Origin of the sequence: Paenibacillus sp. BR1-192 (assembly GCF_029542445.1) — a bacterium.
Classification (GTDB): Bacteria; Bacillota; Bacilli; order Paenibacillales; family Paenibacillaceae; genus Paenibacillus_AQ; species Paenibacillus_AQ lautus_A.
The window spans coordinates 5,065,239-5,078,964 of record NZ_CP120718.1 but is presented as its reverse complement, the minus strand read 5'-3'; the positions used below and the strand labels follow the sequence as shown (position 1 = coordinate 5,078,964).

12 protein-coding genes are annotated in these 13,726 nt (G+C 50.4%); 11 read left to right on the top strand and 1 reads right to left on the bottom strand.

Going from position 1 to position 13,726, the window contains the following annotated elements; translation table 11 throughout:
* Positions 1–19 precede the first annotated feature (19 nt).
* From P0X86_RS22810 to P0X86_RS22775, 7 genes are all read left to right on the top strand, one after another.
* Positions 20–451, top strand: a complete 432-nt coding sequence (locus P0X86_RS22810) for an HTH domain-containing protein (protein ID WP_235613217.1) — start codon at positions 20–22, stop codon at positions 449–451.
* Positions 448–1,353: an IS3 family transposase gene (locus P0X86_RS22805; protein ID WP_331000348.1), complete on the top strand. Its 906-nt coding sequence runs from the start codon at positions 448–450 to the stop codon at positions 1,351–1,353. The genes P0X86_RS22810 and P0X86_RS22805 overlap by 4 nt, the downstream gene beginning before the upstream one ends.
* 163 nt (positions 1,354–1,516) lie before the next feature.
* On the top strand, positions 1,517–2,170 hold the full coding sequence (locus P0X86_RS22800) for a TetR/AcrR family transcriptional regulator (RefSeq protein WP_096775969.1): 654 nt from the start codon (positions 1,517–1,519) through the stop codon (positions 2,168–2,170).
* Positions 2,171–2,290: 120 nt separating this feature from the next.
* Entirely contained in the window at positions 2,291–4,606 is a 2,316-nt protein-coding gene (locus tag P0X86_RS22795) for an ABC transporter permease (protein ID WP_277746534.1), read from the top strand.
* Positions 4,607–4,609: 3 nt separating this feature from the next.
* Positions 4,610–5,368 carry an ABC transporter ATP-binding protein gene (locus P0X86_RS22790; protein WP_277746533.1) on the top strand — a complete coding sequence of 253 codons (759 nt, stop codon included), beginning with the start codon at positions 4,610–4,612 and terminating at the stop codon, positions 5,366–5,368.
* Positions 5,369–5,465: 97 nt separating this feature from the next.
* Positions 5,466–6,479: a nucleoside-triphosphatase gene (locus P0X86_RS33190; RefSeq protein ID WP_347177514.1), complete on the top strand. Its 1,014-nt coding sequence runs from the start codon at positions 5,466–5,468 to the stop codon at positions 6,477–6,479.
* Between the two features lie 5 nt (positions 6,480–6,484).
* Positions 6,485–7,063 carry a GNAT family N-acetyltransferase gene (locus tag P0X86_RS22775; RefSeq protein ID WP_192571108.1) on the top strand — a complete coding sequence of 193 codons (579 nt, stop codon included), beginning with the start codon at positions 6,485–6,487 and terminating at the stop codon, positions 7,061–7,063.
* A gap of 89 nt (positions 7,064–7,152) precedes the next feature.
* Here P0X86_RS22775 and P0X86_RS22770 read toward each other — a convergent pair whose 3' ends face one another.
* Positions 7,153–8,199, bottom strand: a complete 1,047-nt coding sequence (locus P0X86_RS22770) for a PocR ligand-binding domain-containing protein (protein ID WP_277746532.1) — start codon at positions 8,197–8,199, stop codon at positions 7,153–7,155.
* A 204-nt stretch (positions 8,200–8,403) separates the two neighbouring features.
* On the opposite strand from P0X86_RS22770, the gene P0X86_RS22765 reads away from it, so the two are divergent.
* The 4 genes from P0X86_RS22765 to P0X86_RS22750 all read left to right on the top strand — a co-directional run bounded on the left by P0X86_RS22765 (position 8,404) and on the right by P0X86_RS22750 (position 13,712).
* A complete protein-coding gene (locus P0X86_RS22765; RefSeq protein WP_096775963.1) occupies positions 8,404–9,522 on the top strand; it encodes a glycerol dehydrogenase in 1,119 nt (372 codons plus the stop codon).
* A gap of 1 nt (position 9,523) precedes the next feature.
* Entirely contained in the window at positions 9,524–11,284 is a 1,761-nt protein-coding gene (dhaK, locus tag P0X86_RS22760; protein WP_277746531.1) for a dihydroxyacetone kinase subunit DhaK, read from the top strand.
* A gap of 510 nt (positions 11,285–11,794) precedes the next feature.
* Positions 11,795–12,784, top strand: coding sequence for an ABC transporter permease (locus tag P0X86_RS22755; RefSeq protein ID WP_213579320.1), 990 nt, complete (start codon positions 11,795–11,797; stop codon positions 12,782–12,784).
* A gap of 16 nt (positions 12,785–12,800) precedes the next feature.
* Positions 12,801–13,712 (top strand): carbohydrate ABC transporter permease, encoded by a 912-nt coding sequence (locus P0X86_RS22750; RefSeq protein WP_009589981.1) that lies wholly within the window; start codon positions 12,801–12,803, stop codon positions 13,710–13,712.
* The last annotated feature ends 14 nt before the right edge of the window (positions 13,713–13,726 follow it).

Here is a 13,726-nt window from a genome sequence, read left to right as displayed (position 1 = left end):
TGACGAGGAGTGATACGAAATGGGGAAGTTGAAACGGGTACTCTTTACCGAGGAGCAAATGAGGAAGCTTGAGGAGAATCCAAACGTACATCATGTGACCGAGGCGGCCATTACATACACACCTGCATTCAAGCTGGAGGCGCTGAAAGCCTACAAGCAGGGGCAGACACCTTCAGAAATCTTTATTCGTGCCGGCTTCGACCTGGACATTATTGGTCATAAGAAGCCCAAAGACAGCTTAAAACGGTGGCGTGAAACCTTCGAGCTGTACGGTGAGGAAGGATTGGCTACAGAGCGGCGCGGTAAGAGCAGTACAGGGCGCAAGCCAGCCGGTCAGTTGTCAGCAGAAGAAGAATTGAAACGGGCTAGGGCCCAGATCAAACTGCTTGAAGCTCAAGTGGACATGCTAAAAAAGCTCGAAGCGCTCGAGCGGCAGAAGAAGAAACGCTGACGCCCTCTGAGCGCTATGAGATCATAAATCGCACCATTCGGGCATATGCCCTGAAACGAATGACACGCTATCTGTGCGAACTCGTGGAAGTAAGTCCAAGCGGCTATTACAGGTGGCTGGGAGCGGAAGAAGATCGTGAACTTCGTGCGGCTGCGGACGAGCAGGACATCCTTCTCATCAAGCAGCACTTTGACGCGCTTTGCGGCAAAGCAGGTGCGCTTGTGATTAAGATGCGGCTGGAACAGATAAGCGGCGTTGTCATGAACCACAAGAAGATTCGCCGACTTATGGGAAAGGCAGGTTTGGTGGCCGTAATCCGTCAGGCGAACCCCTACCGCAAGATGGCTAAGGCAACTCAAGAGCACAAGACATGCCCGAACCTGCTGAAGAGAAAGTTTGACCAAGGTGAACCTGAGAAAGTGTTTCTCACTGACATCACTTATTTGCGCTATGGAAGCGGACGCTGGGCATACCTTTCCTGTGTGAAGGACGGGGCGACCAGGCAGATCCTTGCCGACAGCGTGGCAGCAACACTCGAGCTTCCGATTGTCGAGCGGACAATACAGGGTCTTTTAGAGCGATTAGATGGAAACATTCATCCAGAAGCGATCCTGCACTCCGACCAAGGGATGCACTACACGCATCCTAAAACTCGTCTTCTTATGGCTGAGGCAGGATTTAAGCAGTCGATGTCGCGCAAAGGCAATTGCTGGGACAACGCTCCCATGGAATCATTCTTCGGTCACTTGAAAGACGACGTTGATTTTAGCGATTGCCAAACTATTGATGAAGTGAGAGTGCGAGTGAAGGAGTACATAAGCTACTACAACTCAGAACGATACCAGTGGACATTAAAAAAGATGACCCCCGATGAATTCAGAGGTCATCTGCTTGCTAGCTAAGCTCTAGGCGGTTTATTTCAAACTGTCCACAAACTGGGTCACAGTTCACTTAATACGGGATGGGTCGCTTTTTATTTTTTCAGATAACAACGGCCTTGACAACGGATAGCGGCATGATATGATATTACAGACAGACAGTCGGTCTAGTAAAGGAGGGGGAAGCATGCGAATCGTAAAAAAAGCGGAGGAACGCAAGAATGAAATCCTTGACGCAGCGGATACGCTTTTCGGTCAGAAGGGCTTTGACGGCACAAGTACCAACGATATTCTCGAAAAGGTCGGCATTGCGCGCGGAACTTTGTATCATCACTTCAAGTCGAAGGAGGATATCATGGATGCGCTGATTGACCGGTATACCGTCCGATTGTTGGATCGGGCACAGGCCATTGCCTTGGACAAGAGCATACCGGTAATCGAGCGCATCATCCGCGTTGTGATGTCGCTGAACATAAGCGGCGATGGAGAGAGCAGCAAGGAAATCATGGAGCATATTCACAAGCCTCAGAATGCGCTCATGCATCAAAAGATACATAAGGTCATTATTAACGGTGTTCCGCCGATCCTGACGGACATCATCCGCGAAGGCATCGAGCAGGGGCTGTTCAGCACGCCGTTCCCGTATGAATGCATGGAAATGGTAGTGATCTACGCGAATACCGTTTTTGATGAAGATCTGGTAACGATGACGGACGAGGAGCGAGGGCAGCGAGTTCTGGCCTTTGTTTGCAACGTCGAGAGGCTGCTCGGCGCGGAAAGCGGAAGCCTGATGGACGTTATGGGGATGTTTGGTGGAGGAGATGAAAACGGCCAAGCATGAATCAGCGCAGGAAAGTTCATCAGCAGGGGCGACGGCAGAGAAGCAGTCCTTTCTCCTCTTCATCTTAGGAAAGCTGTTATGGTAGACATCGGTTAAAATGCTTGAACACAGGGGGGCCTTATGTATTTCAGAATCATCCGAAGGGATATATCCAAAAGCAAATGGATCATGTTGATGACCATGATCTTCGTTGCGGCAGCAGCGATGCTGGTTTCGCTCGCGGCCGTGCTTATTTTAAATTTATCCGGAGCGGTACATACACTCATGACGCAAGCCAAAACCCCGCATTTTATGCAAATGCATTCGGGTGACATCGATACTGAACGGCTAGCAGCTTTTGCGGAGCAGCACGGCAATGTCGAAGATTTTCAAGTGACAGAATTTCTCAACATGGACGGTGCGCGGATTCGGTTAGGGGAGCATTCGCTTGCCCATAGCGTTCAGGATAACGGATTCAGCATACAGAGCAAGAAATTCGATTATCTGCTTGATTTGGACGGGAACATCATTCACGCGGACGACGGCGAGTTATATGTTCCCATAAATTATATGAGAGACAATATGGCAAGGGTTGGCGATGCTGCGGTGATCAGCGGGAAGGCATTTACCGTTGCCGGATTCCTCCGCGATTCGCAGATGAATTCCACGCTCTCCGCCTCCAAGCGTTTTCTGGTCAGTGACAAGGATTACGCGGAGATCAAAAACTCGGGCAGTACGGAATATTTGATTGAGTTCAGACTAAGGGATTTGTCGGAGCTAGGCGCATTTGAAGCAGACTACGCTTCCGCGGGTCTTGAAGCGAATGGACCTACGGTTACCTATAAGCTGTTCCAAATGATGAACGCCCTTTCCGACGGGATGATGATCGGCGTCATCCTTCTCGTTAGCATTCTTGTCGTAGCGGTATCTCTGATGTGCATACGCTTTACCCTCTTAGCCAAAATCGAAGACGATTACCGTGAAATCGGCGTCATGAAGGCGATAGGGCTGCGTGTTTCCGACATGAAAAAGATCTATCTCGTGAAATATGCTGCGATTACCGCGGCAGGCAGTATTCTCGGCTTTGCCCTTTCGGTGCCTTTCAAAGGATTGCTTCTTGAGAACATACGTCTCTATATGGGAGAAAGCAGCCATTCTTCTTATGCCTTGCCGTTCGGACTCACCGGCATACTGCTTGTCTTTCTGACGATCATCGCCTATGTAAGCAGAGTTCTGAATCGCTTTCGGACCATATCGGCTTCAGAAGCGATACGCTTTGGCACTTCACCCGAGAAAAACACGGGCGCCGGAAGCTTTAATCTGAGCGGAAACAGGCTGTTTAGCACCAATGTTTTTCTCGGGATGAAAGACGTACTCGCCAGGAAAAGACTTTACGCTACAAGCCTGACGGTAATCGTGATCTCGGCATTTATCATGATCGTACCGCAGAACCTGCACAACACGATCTCGTCCAAAAGCTTTATTCAATATATGGGCATCGGAAGCTACGACATGCGGGTTGACATTCAGCAGACCGAGCAAATGTCGGAAAAAACGGCCGAGATTCTATATACGATGAACAACGACCCTGCCATTACAAAGACAGCCGTCCTTACAACCAAAACATTCAAAATCAAAACGGGAGACGGGACGGAGGAAAATATCAAAATCGAGCTTGGGGACCATACGGTGTTTCCTATAGCATATGCCAAGGGCAAAGCACCCGCAGAAGACGAGATTGCGCTTTCGGCGATAAACGCCGATGAGATGGGCAAAAAGGTCGGCGATATCATCACGGTGGTGATCGAAGGGAAGGCGAAAGCCCTCACGGTAAGCGGAATCTACTCCGACATTACCAACGGCGGCAAAACCGCAAAGGCTGTATTCACCGACGATACGGCGGACACGATGTGGAGCATTGTCTGCGCTGAGCTATCCGATCAAACGCTTGTCCATGAGAAGGTCTCCGCCTATGCGGAGAGGTTCGATTATGCAAAGATCTCGGACGTTGACGACTTTGTATCGCAAACGTTCGGCTCGACGATTAGCTCCGTCAAAACGGCCTCCAACGCTGCCGTTACGGTTGCGCTGATGATAGCGGTTCTCGTTACCTTGCTGTTTATGAAAATGCTGGTTGCCAAGGACCGGCATGCGATTGCCGTCATGAAAGCCTTTGGCTTTACGAACTCGGATATGAAGGTGCAGTATGTCTCGCGTTCGGTATTGGTCCTGATTGTCGGCATCATGGTTGGAACGCTTCTGGCCAACACGGTCGGTGAGATGCTTGCAGGTGCCGCAATTTCCTCGTTTGGAGCGTCGACATTTCATTTTGCGATCGATCCGCTTTCGGCGTATCTGTTCAGCCCCATGTTGATGATCGGCGCGGTGCTTTTCGCAACCGTGATCGGCGTTTCTGGCGCGGGACGAATCAAAATATCCGAACATATGAAGGAGTAACTTATGAAAAAGTTGATTATCTGTGATGATATCGTAAAATCTTTCGGCGAAGGTGATGAGCACCGCCGTGTTCTGGACGGCGTGTCCGCCTACATTCACGAGGGCGAGTTCGTTTCGGTTATGGGGCCTTCGGGTTCGGGAAAATCAACGTTCATGTTTGCATTGAGCGGGACGGATGGCGTGAATGGCGGAACGGTCTTTTTTGACGGCAAGGATTTATCGGCAGCCTCGGAGAATGAGCTTTCAGATATACGGAGGACCCATATGGGGTTTGTCTTCCAGCAGCCAACGATGCTGAAAAACCTCAATATCCTCGATAATATCATTCTTCCATCCATGCGGGACCAACGAAAAAACGTTGCATCCATAACAAAAAAAGCAAGAACTCTTATGAACAGGGTGGGAATCGGAGAGCTGGAAAAGCGAGACATCACTCAGGTTTCGGGAGGACAGCTTCAGCGTGCGGGAATCTGCCGGGCGCTGATGAACAGCCCGAGAATCATTTTTGGCGATGAGCCTACGGGCGCGCTCAACTCCAAATCGGCGCAGGAAATCATGGACATTTTCTCCGAAATCAACGCGGAAGGCACGGCGGTCATGCTTGTAACGCATGACGCTAACGTGGCGGCCCGGACGGAGCGCATTATGTTTATGCGCGACGGGAACATGGTCAGTGAACTCAAGCTTCCCAAGTACGACGGAACGGATGTGGATTGCAGGGTTGAGCATGTGAGGGCGAAAATGCTGGAGATCGGAATATAATGTATAATGATGGAAAAACAGAAATGCCTCAAACGAATTCTTCACTTGATCAGTCATTGAAATGATAGATAAAACATGGAAATGGCGGTGTTAATCGATGTTTGAGCAGTCAAAGCATTTGGTTGCTGTTTCAGCTTTAGTGAAGAATAAAGACGGACATGTGCTGATGGTTCGGACGCATTTGCGTTCGGATACGTGGGAACTGCCCGGAGGCTTCGTTGATGCCGGGGAGCCGCTGGATCAAGCCGTGTGCCGGAAGTTTCTGGAGGAGACGGGCGGCGTGGTTATACGCCCTTTAGGCATTTCAGGAGTCTACTACAATGAGAGGCTGCACGTGTTGTCCGTCGTTTTTCATGCGGAATACGTCAGCGGAGAAATAACCGTTCAACCCGAAGAAATTGTGGAAGCGAAATTCGTAGACTTGGTAGATTCCAACCTGGATGAATACATAAAAAGGCCCCACATTCAATCGCGTACGTTGGACGCCATCCGTGAAGAGCGTTCGGTCCCTTATGAGACTTGGGATTTGAACCCGCCTCAGTATAAACTGCTGTCCAGATTGGACGGGAAACCGCTGAATGCCAAAACTGCATTTTTACTCACGGGGAAGCCGAGGATGGGCAAAACGACCCTGATCAAGAAACTCATACATCTCGTCGGCCCTGATCTTTGCGGCGGTTTTTATACGGAGGAAATAACGAATGCAGGCGATCGAAGCGGTTTCAGATGCGTGGCTGTCGATGGAGAAAGCGTAGAGATTGCAAATGTGGAAAGTCCCAGCCATATTCGAATTGGCAGGTACGGCGTAGATGTTGAGAAATTCGAGGATTTTGCTATTCATAAATTACGGGAAGCCTTATACTCCAAGAAAATCATCGTCATTGACGAAATGGGATTCATGCAGATGCTGTCTGCCTCTTTTCAAAGCATGGTACATGAGATTATTAGTGATCGCCGGATTGTACTAGGAACGATACCCGTCGAGAGTCACCCTGAAATAGATGCAATTAAATATCGGAAGGAAGTCGGCATCATCAGCTTGAACGAATTCAATCGTGATGGGATGCCGGAATTATTGATAAAGGATATTTTGAAGGCATTGGAGGGATGAGGGACATGCGGATAGAGGATATCTTCTCGGATCTGCCAACATTAGAAACAGGCCGAACGATTTTAAGAAAATTAAGAAGCGAGGACGAGCCAGATATCTTTCGTTACGGATCGGATGATGAGGTATCGAGATATACCTCCTGGCCGACGCATCAAACGATGGAAGATACCCGCCATTATCTAAACAAGGTGCTGCAAAAATACGACCATCATGCCGTGGCCCCGTGGGGAATCGTGGACAAAGAAACCGGAAGGGTCATCGGAACTTCAGGATTTATGGCTTGGAACGTTCATCATGACAAAGCAGAACTGGGATATGCCTTGTCCAAGGATTATTGGAATCGCGGTTACATGACCGAAGTGATCAGGACCATCATCTCTTATGGATTTGAACGAATGAAGCTGGTTAGAATCGAAGCCAGCTGTCTGCCGTCAAACCTAGGATCAGCCAGAGTGATGGAAAAGGCCGGCATGACCTTTGAGGGAATCATAAGACAGTCGATATTCGTGAAAGGCAAACATGAAGATCTGAAATTATATTCCATTGTCGTGGATGACTACCGGAATCAGAACAAGCCCCGTTAACGGGGCTTGGCCGGATAACGGCCATCGCAAAAATCCCTTCGTGCATGCACGAAGGGATATTTACATGAATGGTCGACAGCCTGGAACGATCACTTCGCGGATATCCGGGCATACATGTTCCGGTACACGGCCGGGGTGAGGTTCTCGAACTTTTTGAACGTTTTGATGAAATAGCCCGTGTCGCAAAAGCCTAGATCATCGCTCACTTGATGGATCGGCGAATCGGTGGATTCCAGCAGCCGCTTGGCCCATTCAATCTTAAGCCGGGCGATGAAGACGGAGAAATTCTCCCCGGTCTCTTTCGTAAATATACGGCTGAAATAGCTGGGGCTGATGTGGCACAGCTTGGCCATCTCCTTCAGGCTGAAGTTTTCATGCTTGTGCGTAAAAATGTAATCAAACGCGGGCTGAAGCACCGGATTCGAAGAAGCAAACCGCCCGGCGCCATTCTTCAATTTGGTGTCGATCAGCGCCCCTGACAGCTCCTGCTGGATGGATTGAATGCTGCGGACCGCGCGATCGGACTCGCTCAGCGTTTCAACCGACACTGGCGCGTCCATGTTAGACGTGAGCACTTTTTTGTACATATCCACCGTGGTATGCTTTTGAATGGCTTCCTCCACGATATACGTGCTCAATTGCAGCAGCAGATCCACGCACCTTGTTACTTCCTCGTATGACAGGACTGGCAGGGCGTTGTAATCCCCTTCGAGCTCCTTGAACTTCCGGTTTGACTCCACATTGGGCGGCCGGGACACGATCTGCTCCAGCATCGGCGCGTCAGGCTCCCGGAGCTTGAGCTGTCCGGCCATGATCGCGCCAAGATATTGGTTATCGATGATGATCGGAATGGCGATATCGATAATGTTAAAATGGCACAGATAGATGTATGGCTTGTTCTGGCGAACCGCTTCAATGCCGGCTCGCGCATCGCATTTTTGGCAATACTGCGAGAGATGGCCATCCTGGCGCACGCCTTGGCAGAAAGGCTGGCAGTAGCTGTGCTTGGTCACGGGAACGCCCTTGTAATCGACCGTAAGGATCGCCATTTTGGTCACAAGCGATAAGGAATCCTGCAGCTTCTCCCATTTCTCCAAATCGATGATTTCTTCTAAATCGAACCGGGATTTGGACATGACGATATTCTCCTATGAACGTAATAGAAATTCTATTCATCATTATAGCGAATAACTCTACTAAAGGACAAGATAATACAATTTGCCATCTAGATGACAAAAAAACACGATAAGAAAACGCTTTATTCCGATCTCATTGTTTCATGCTTCCCGAATGAGCACAACCTATAATAATACATATAGTCAAATTAGGAGGAATGAAAAATGAGAAGGGCATTTATCAGTCCGACAAAATATGTGCAAGGTGAGAACGAACTGTTGAATCTGGGATATTTCGTTAAAACATTCGGAGATTCCGCGCTGCTGATCGCCCATCCGGATGACGTTGCCCGCGTGAAAGACAAGCTGGACGCAACGAAACAGACATTTAATATAACGCTCGTTGAAAGCGGATTCCGTGGAGAATGCTCCCGGGAGGAGGTTGCCAGATTGCAGGCATTGGCCAAGGAGCATCAATGTGCCTGCACGATTGGCCTCGGCGGAGGCAAAGCGATCGATACGGCAAAATGCGTAGCCGAAGGCGAGGCACTGATTATCGTTCCGACGATTGCGGCAACGGATGCACCGACAAGCCATTCGGCGGTTCTCTATACCCCCGAAGGCGAATTCGACGATTACGCTTATTTTAAGCAAAGCCCAAGCGTCGTCATGATCGATACAACGGTTATTGCGAAAGCGCCAACTCGATTCCTTGTTGCTGGAATGGGGGATGCGCTCTCGACTTATTTCGAAGCAAGAGCGACGGCTCAATCGTACTCCAATGTCAATGCCGGTTTGCCGTGCGGCGGCGAGGCCAAGGGAACGATCACCGCGTTGGGACTTGCCAAGCTATGCTATGACACCCTGCTCGAGAACGGATATCGGGCGAAACTGGCCTGCGATCAGAACATCGTGACGCCTGCGCTGGAGAATATCATCGAGACGAATATTCTGTTATCGGGTTTGGGCTTCGAGAGCGGCGGTTTGGCAGCGATTCATGCGATTCACAATGGCTTGACGGCTTTGGAAGGAACGCACCATTATTATCACGGCGAGAAGGTAGCCTTCAGCACGATTGCCCAATTGGTGCTTGAGAATGCGGAACAGGATGAAATGAAGGAAGTGCTGGATTTCTGTCTGTCGATCGGTCTTCCCGTATGCCTGGCGGACATCGGCGTAGAGCATGTCACTTACGAGGAATTGCTTGAGGTTGCCAAGAAGGCATGCATTGCCGAGGAATCCATTCATTCGATGCCGTTCCCGATTTCGGAGGAAGCGGTAGCATCGGCCATTATGGCGGCTGACCAGTTGGGCCGTCAATATAAATCAAGCAAGGAGATCTAAGATGAAGAAAATCATGAACAAACCGGAAACCTTGGTTCGGGAAATGTGTAATGGGCTGGTACTGGCGCATCCCGAGCTGGCGTTCGACCCTAAATACAAAGTAATTTCCAAAAAAGAGATCAATCAAGGTAAAGTCACCCTGATCAGCGGCGGCGGAAGCGGGCACGAACCGGCCCATGCCGGATTTGTGGGAACCGGGATGCTGGATGCGGCGGTTTGCGGGGACGTATTTGCTTCCCCATCCCAAATCCAGGTGTACCAAGCGATCCGCAGCTCCGCCAGCGATAAGGGGACGCTGCTTATTATCAAGAACTACAGCGGCGACATCATGAACTTCAAGAATGCCGCCCATCTCGCAGGCGAAGACGGCATTGAAGTGGATTACGTTAAGGTGGACGATGACATCGCCGTGGAAGACAGCCTCTACACGGTTGGGAGAAGAGGAGTTGCCGGAACGGTGCTCGTTCATAAGGTGGCCGGAGCGGCCGCGGAAGCGGGACTGTCCCTGCCGGAAGTGAAAGAAGCGGCGCAGCATGCGATCAACCATGTCCGCAGCATCGGCTTCGCGTTTAGCTCCTGCACCGTTCCCGCGAAAGGTACCCCGACGTTTCAGATCGAGGATGGCGAGATGGAATATGGCGTCGGCATTCACGGCGAACCGGGAATCCGCAGGGAGAAAGCCGTTCCAGCGGATGAGCTGGCGCAGCGGATGGTTACGTCTTTGCTGGATAACCTGGAGCTGGATGATGCTTCGGAAGCCGAAGTTGCCGTACTGATCAACGGGTTTGGCGGCACGCCGCTGCAGGAGCTGTATTTGCTGAACAATTCCGTGACGAGTGAATTGACGGCTCGAAACAAGCGGGTATTCAAAGGATTTGTCGGCAACTATATGACCAGCATCGATATGGCCGGTGCCTCGGTAACGATCATGAAGCTGGACGAGACGCTCAAGAAGTGGCTGTCTGCGCCATGCGATACGCCGGCACTAACGGTCAAGGGCGCATTCGAGCCCGTGAATTATACCGAGGTGATTCCACAAGAGAAGTCAGAAGGCACGGTATCTTATAAAAACAATACGGATGCCGCGGCAGCGGTGATTAAGAACAACCGGTTATCCTTGCAAAATATCGTGTACCTGATCGATCAGATGAGCGAGGTCATCATCGAGAACGAGGTGCCGTTCTGCGAGCTCGACGCCCATGCGGGAGACGGCGATTTCGGGATGAGCGTCGCCAAGGGCTTCAAGCAGCTAAAATCGGAGTGGAACGATCTGCTTACCCATCACCTTCGCGATATCGGCGATTTCCTCGACGCCTGCTCGATGATCATTATGGAGCACTGCGGCGGGGCTTCGGGACCGATCTGGGGATCGGCGTTCCGAGCCGCAAGCAAATATGCAGGGCAGAGACAGGAGCTGTCCGTTCATGAGGTTGCGGAGATGATGCAGGCCGTCGTCAAAGGAATCCAGGATACGGGCGAAAGATCCTTCGGAAGAGGAGCCGTCGTCGGCGATAAGACGCTGATCGATGCGCTCGTGCCGTTCGCGGATGCCTGGACGCAGAGTGGAGAGCAAGGCGAAGACATGAAGCCGGCAGCGATCAAAGCGGCCGAAGCGGCGGTGCTCGGCGCGCAGAAGACGGCGGATATCGTTGCCCGAATGGGTAGAGCGGGCACGGTTGGGGAACGCAGCATCGGATACCCGGATGCGGGCGCGTATGCGCTCGGGGTTATTTTCACCGAGCTGGCTAAAGTGATGAAGTAATTCCGAAGCAAGAAAGACAGCAATAAGCTACTACGCTACTACTACTACTAACTAAAAGAATTCATAAAAAAACCACCAATTAAAGTTGGTGGTTTTTTTTATTTGGATAGGTGAATGGTCAAAGGGAATGAAATGGACAGAGACATTTTCATTCTGCCCTTCCTTGTTCTCGTGCGAGTTAACGCATATTCGGTGTTCGTAGGCCATGTTCGCACAACGCTTGATGGAGCACAATATGTAACATATGAATCCTGATAACAGGTTCATATGTTACACATACTCCGTATTAACTATGATCAAAAATCTCGGAGATTCGGATGAAAAATAAAGGACAGCAGCGGGATTTCGCCGGACAGACGGGTGACAATGCACATCTTACACATTTACGATGTCATGCTGTCTTCTCTACACTTTGGAATGTAAGCGTTACCTGTTAATCACTGAAACGTGATGTACGTGAGTGAACCAGATAACCTGACATGAATCGATATGTAAGAAAGGAGGGGAAACATGAAGGGAAAAAGACTGCTTGCTGTGATATCCGAAAGACGTTCCATCCATCGCGAAACGAAGCCGTCTAATCCAGGTGTAAACCAAACGTCTCTTGGTAAACGAATCAGGGTGAACTGGGAGCTCTATCTGTTCTTGGTGCCGGCCTTACTGTATTTCCTTGTATTTCACTATGCGCCCATGTACGGCATCCAGATTGCCTTCAAGAACTTTATCCCTAGCAAAGGAATCATGGACAGCCCATGGGTGGGCTTCGATCATTTCGAGCGTTTCTTCAATTCCTACTATTTCTGGGATCTGCTCTGGAATACGTTCAGCCTCAGCTTCTACGAGCTGATCATCGGGTTTCCGCTGCCGATCATCCTGGCGCTCGCTTTCAACGAAATCCGGACGGGTCCCTTCAAGAAAATCGTCCAGACCGTTACGTATGCGCCTCATTTTATATCCGTTGTTGTCATGGCGGGTATGATTATTACCTTCTTATCGCCGTCCACAGGCATCCTGATCCAGTTGATCAAATGGATGGGCATCGATGCGCCGAACTTTCTGTCGGATCCGGCGTGGTTCAAGACCGTGTACGTTCTGTCGGGGGTCTGGCAAAGCACCGGATGGGGGACCATTATCTATCTGGCCGCGCTGTCCGGGGTCGATCCCCAGCAGCATGAAGCCGCGATTGTGGATGGCGCCAGTCGTTTCAAACGATTGTTGCACATCAACCTCCCGGCCATACTCCCAACGATCACCATTTTGTTGATTTTGAACATGGGCAACATCCTTACGATTGGCTTCGAAAAAATACTGCTGCTGCAGAACTCGCTGAATATGGAATCTTCCGATGTCATTTCAACTTATGTTTACCGGACCGGTCTGGTCGACGCGCAGTACAGCTTCTCGACAGCCGTTGGCCTGTTCAACTCCGTGATCAACGTCATTCTATTGGTAACGGTCAACCGGATTGCCAGACGCACCAGCGAGAACAGCCTATGGTAGAAAGGAGGAAAGTGCATTGGTTACCGCGATGAAGGAATCGAAGTGGGACAAGATTTTTCTCGGCAGCGTTTATATCTATTTATGCATCGCCCTGATTGTTGTTCTGTATCCGCTCGTTTATATTCTCAGCGCATCGATCAGCAGCCCGCAGCAGGTGAATTCCGGTGCGATGTGGCTGTTTCCCAAGGAGATTACCTGGGCCGGATACCAGCTGGTCTTCGAAAATCCGAAGATTTGGAACGGATATCTGAACACGATCGTCTATACTGGAATAGGAACGCTGTTGAACCTGGCCGTGACACTGCCTGCAGCTTATGCCCTCAGCAGGTCGGATTTGGTCGGCCGTCAATTGTTCTTGGGATTTATTCTGTTCACGATGTTCTTTACCGGAGGGCTTGTGCCCACGTATCTCGTCGTCCGGAATTTGGGGCTGATCAACACGATGGGGGCGCTCATTCTTCCCGTAGCAGCATCGGTATGGAATATCATCGTTGCCCGGACGTTCTTCCAGACGACGATTCCCAAGGAACTGCAGGAAGCGGCATATATGGACGGCTGTACCAACCTGAAGCTGTTCGTCCGCATTATTCTGCCGCTGTCCGCGCCGATTATTGCAGTCATGGCATTATTTTACGGGGTCAGTCACTGGAACAGCTATTTTCCGGCTCTGATCTATCTCAACGATGAGAGCAAGTATCCTCTGCAGATGGTGCTGCGGCAGATTCTGGTTCTTCAGGAAATGACGGCGGAGACGACCGGCGCCGGAATCAGCGGGGATGCCGCCAGGGCAATGAATTCCAAAGCCGAAACCGCATCATTGATCAAATACGGGGTTATCGTAGTATCTACTCTGCCGATTGTGGCTCTCTATCCTTTTTTACAGCGATACTTTGTCCAAGGGGTCATGATCGGCTCTGTAAAAGGATGATGAATGAAAGCGTT

Coding starts and splice junctions, on each gene's coding strand:
- P0X86_RS22810 (WP_235613217.1), top strand. CDS start 20: ATGGGGAAGTTGAAACGGGTACTCTTTACCGAGGAGCAAATGAGGAAG.
- P0X86_RS22800 (WP_096775969.1), top strand. CDS start 1,517: ATGCGAATCGTAAAAAAAGCGGAGGAACGCAAGAATGAAATCCTTGAC.
- P0X86_RS22795 (WP_277746534.1), top strand. CDS start 2,291: ATGTATTTCAGAATCATCCGAAGGGATATATCCAAAAGCAAATGGATC.
- P0X86_RS22790 (WP_277746533.1), top strand. CDS start 4,610: ATGAAAAAGTTGATTATCTGTGATGATATCGTAAAATCTTTCGGCGAA.
- P0X86_RS33190 (WP_347177514.1), top strand. CDS start 5,466: ATGTTTGAGCAGTCAAAGCATTTGGTTGCTGTTTCAGCTTTAGTGAAG.
- P0X86_RS22775 (WP_192571108.1), top strand. CDS start 6,485: ATGCGGATAGAGGATATCTTCTCGGATCTGCCAACATTAGAAACAGGC.
- P0X86_RS22770 (WP_277746532.1), bottom strand. CDS start 8,199: ATGTCCAAATCCCGGTTCGATTTAGAAGAAATCATCGATTTGGAGAAA.
- P0X86_RS22765 (WP_096775963.1), top strand. CDS start 8,404: ATGAGAAGGGCATTTATCAGTCCGACAAAATATGTGCAAGGTGAGAAC.
- dhaK (WP_277746531.1), top strand. CDS start 9,524: ATGAAGAAAATCATGAACAAACCGGAAACCTTGGTTCGGGAAATGTGT.
- P0X86_RS22755 (WP_213579320.1), top strand. CDS start 11,795: ATGAAGGGAAAAAGACTGCTTGCTGTGATATCCGAAAGACGTTCCATC.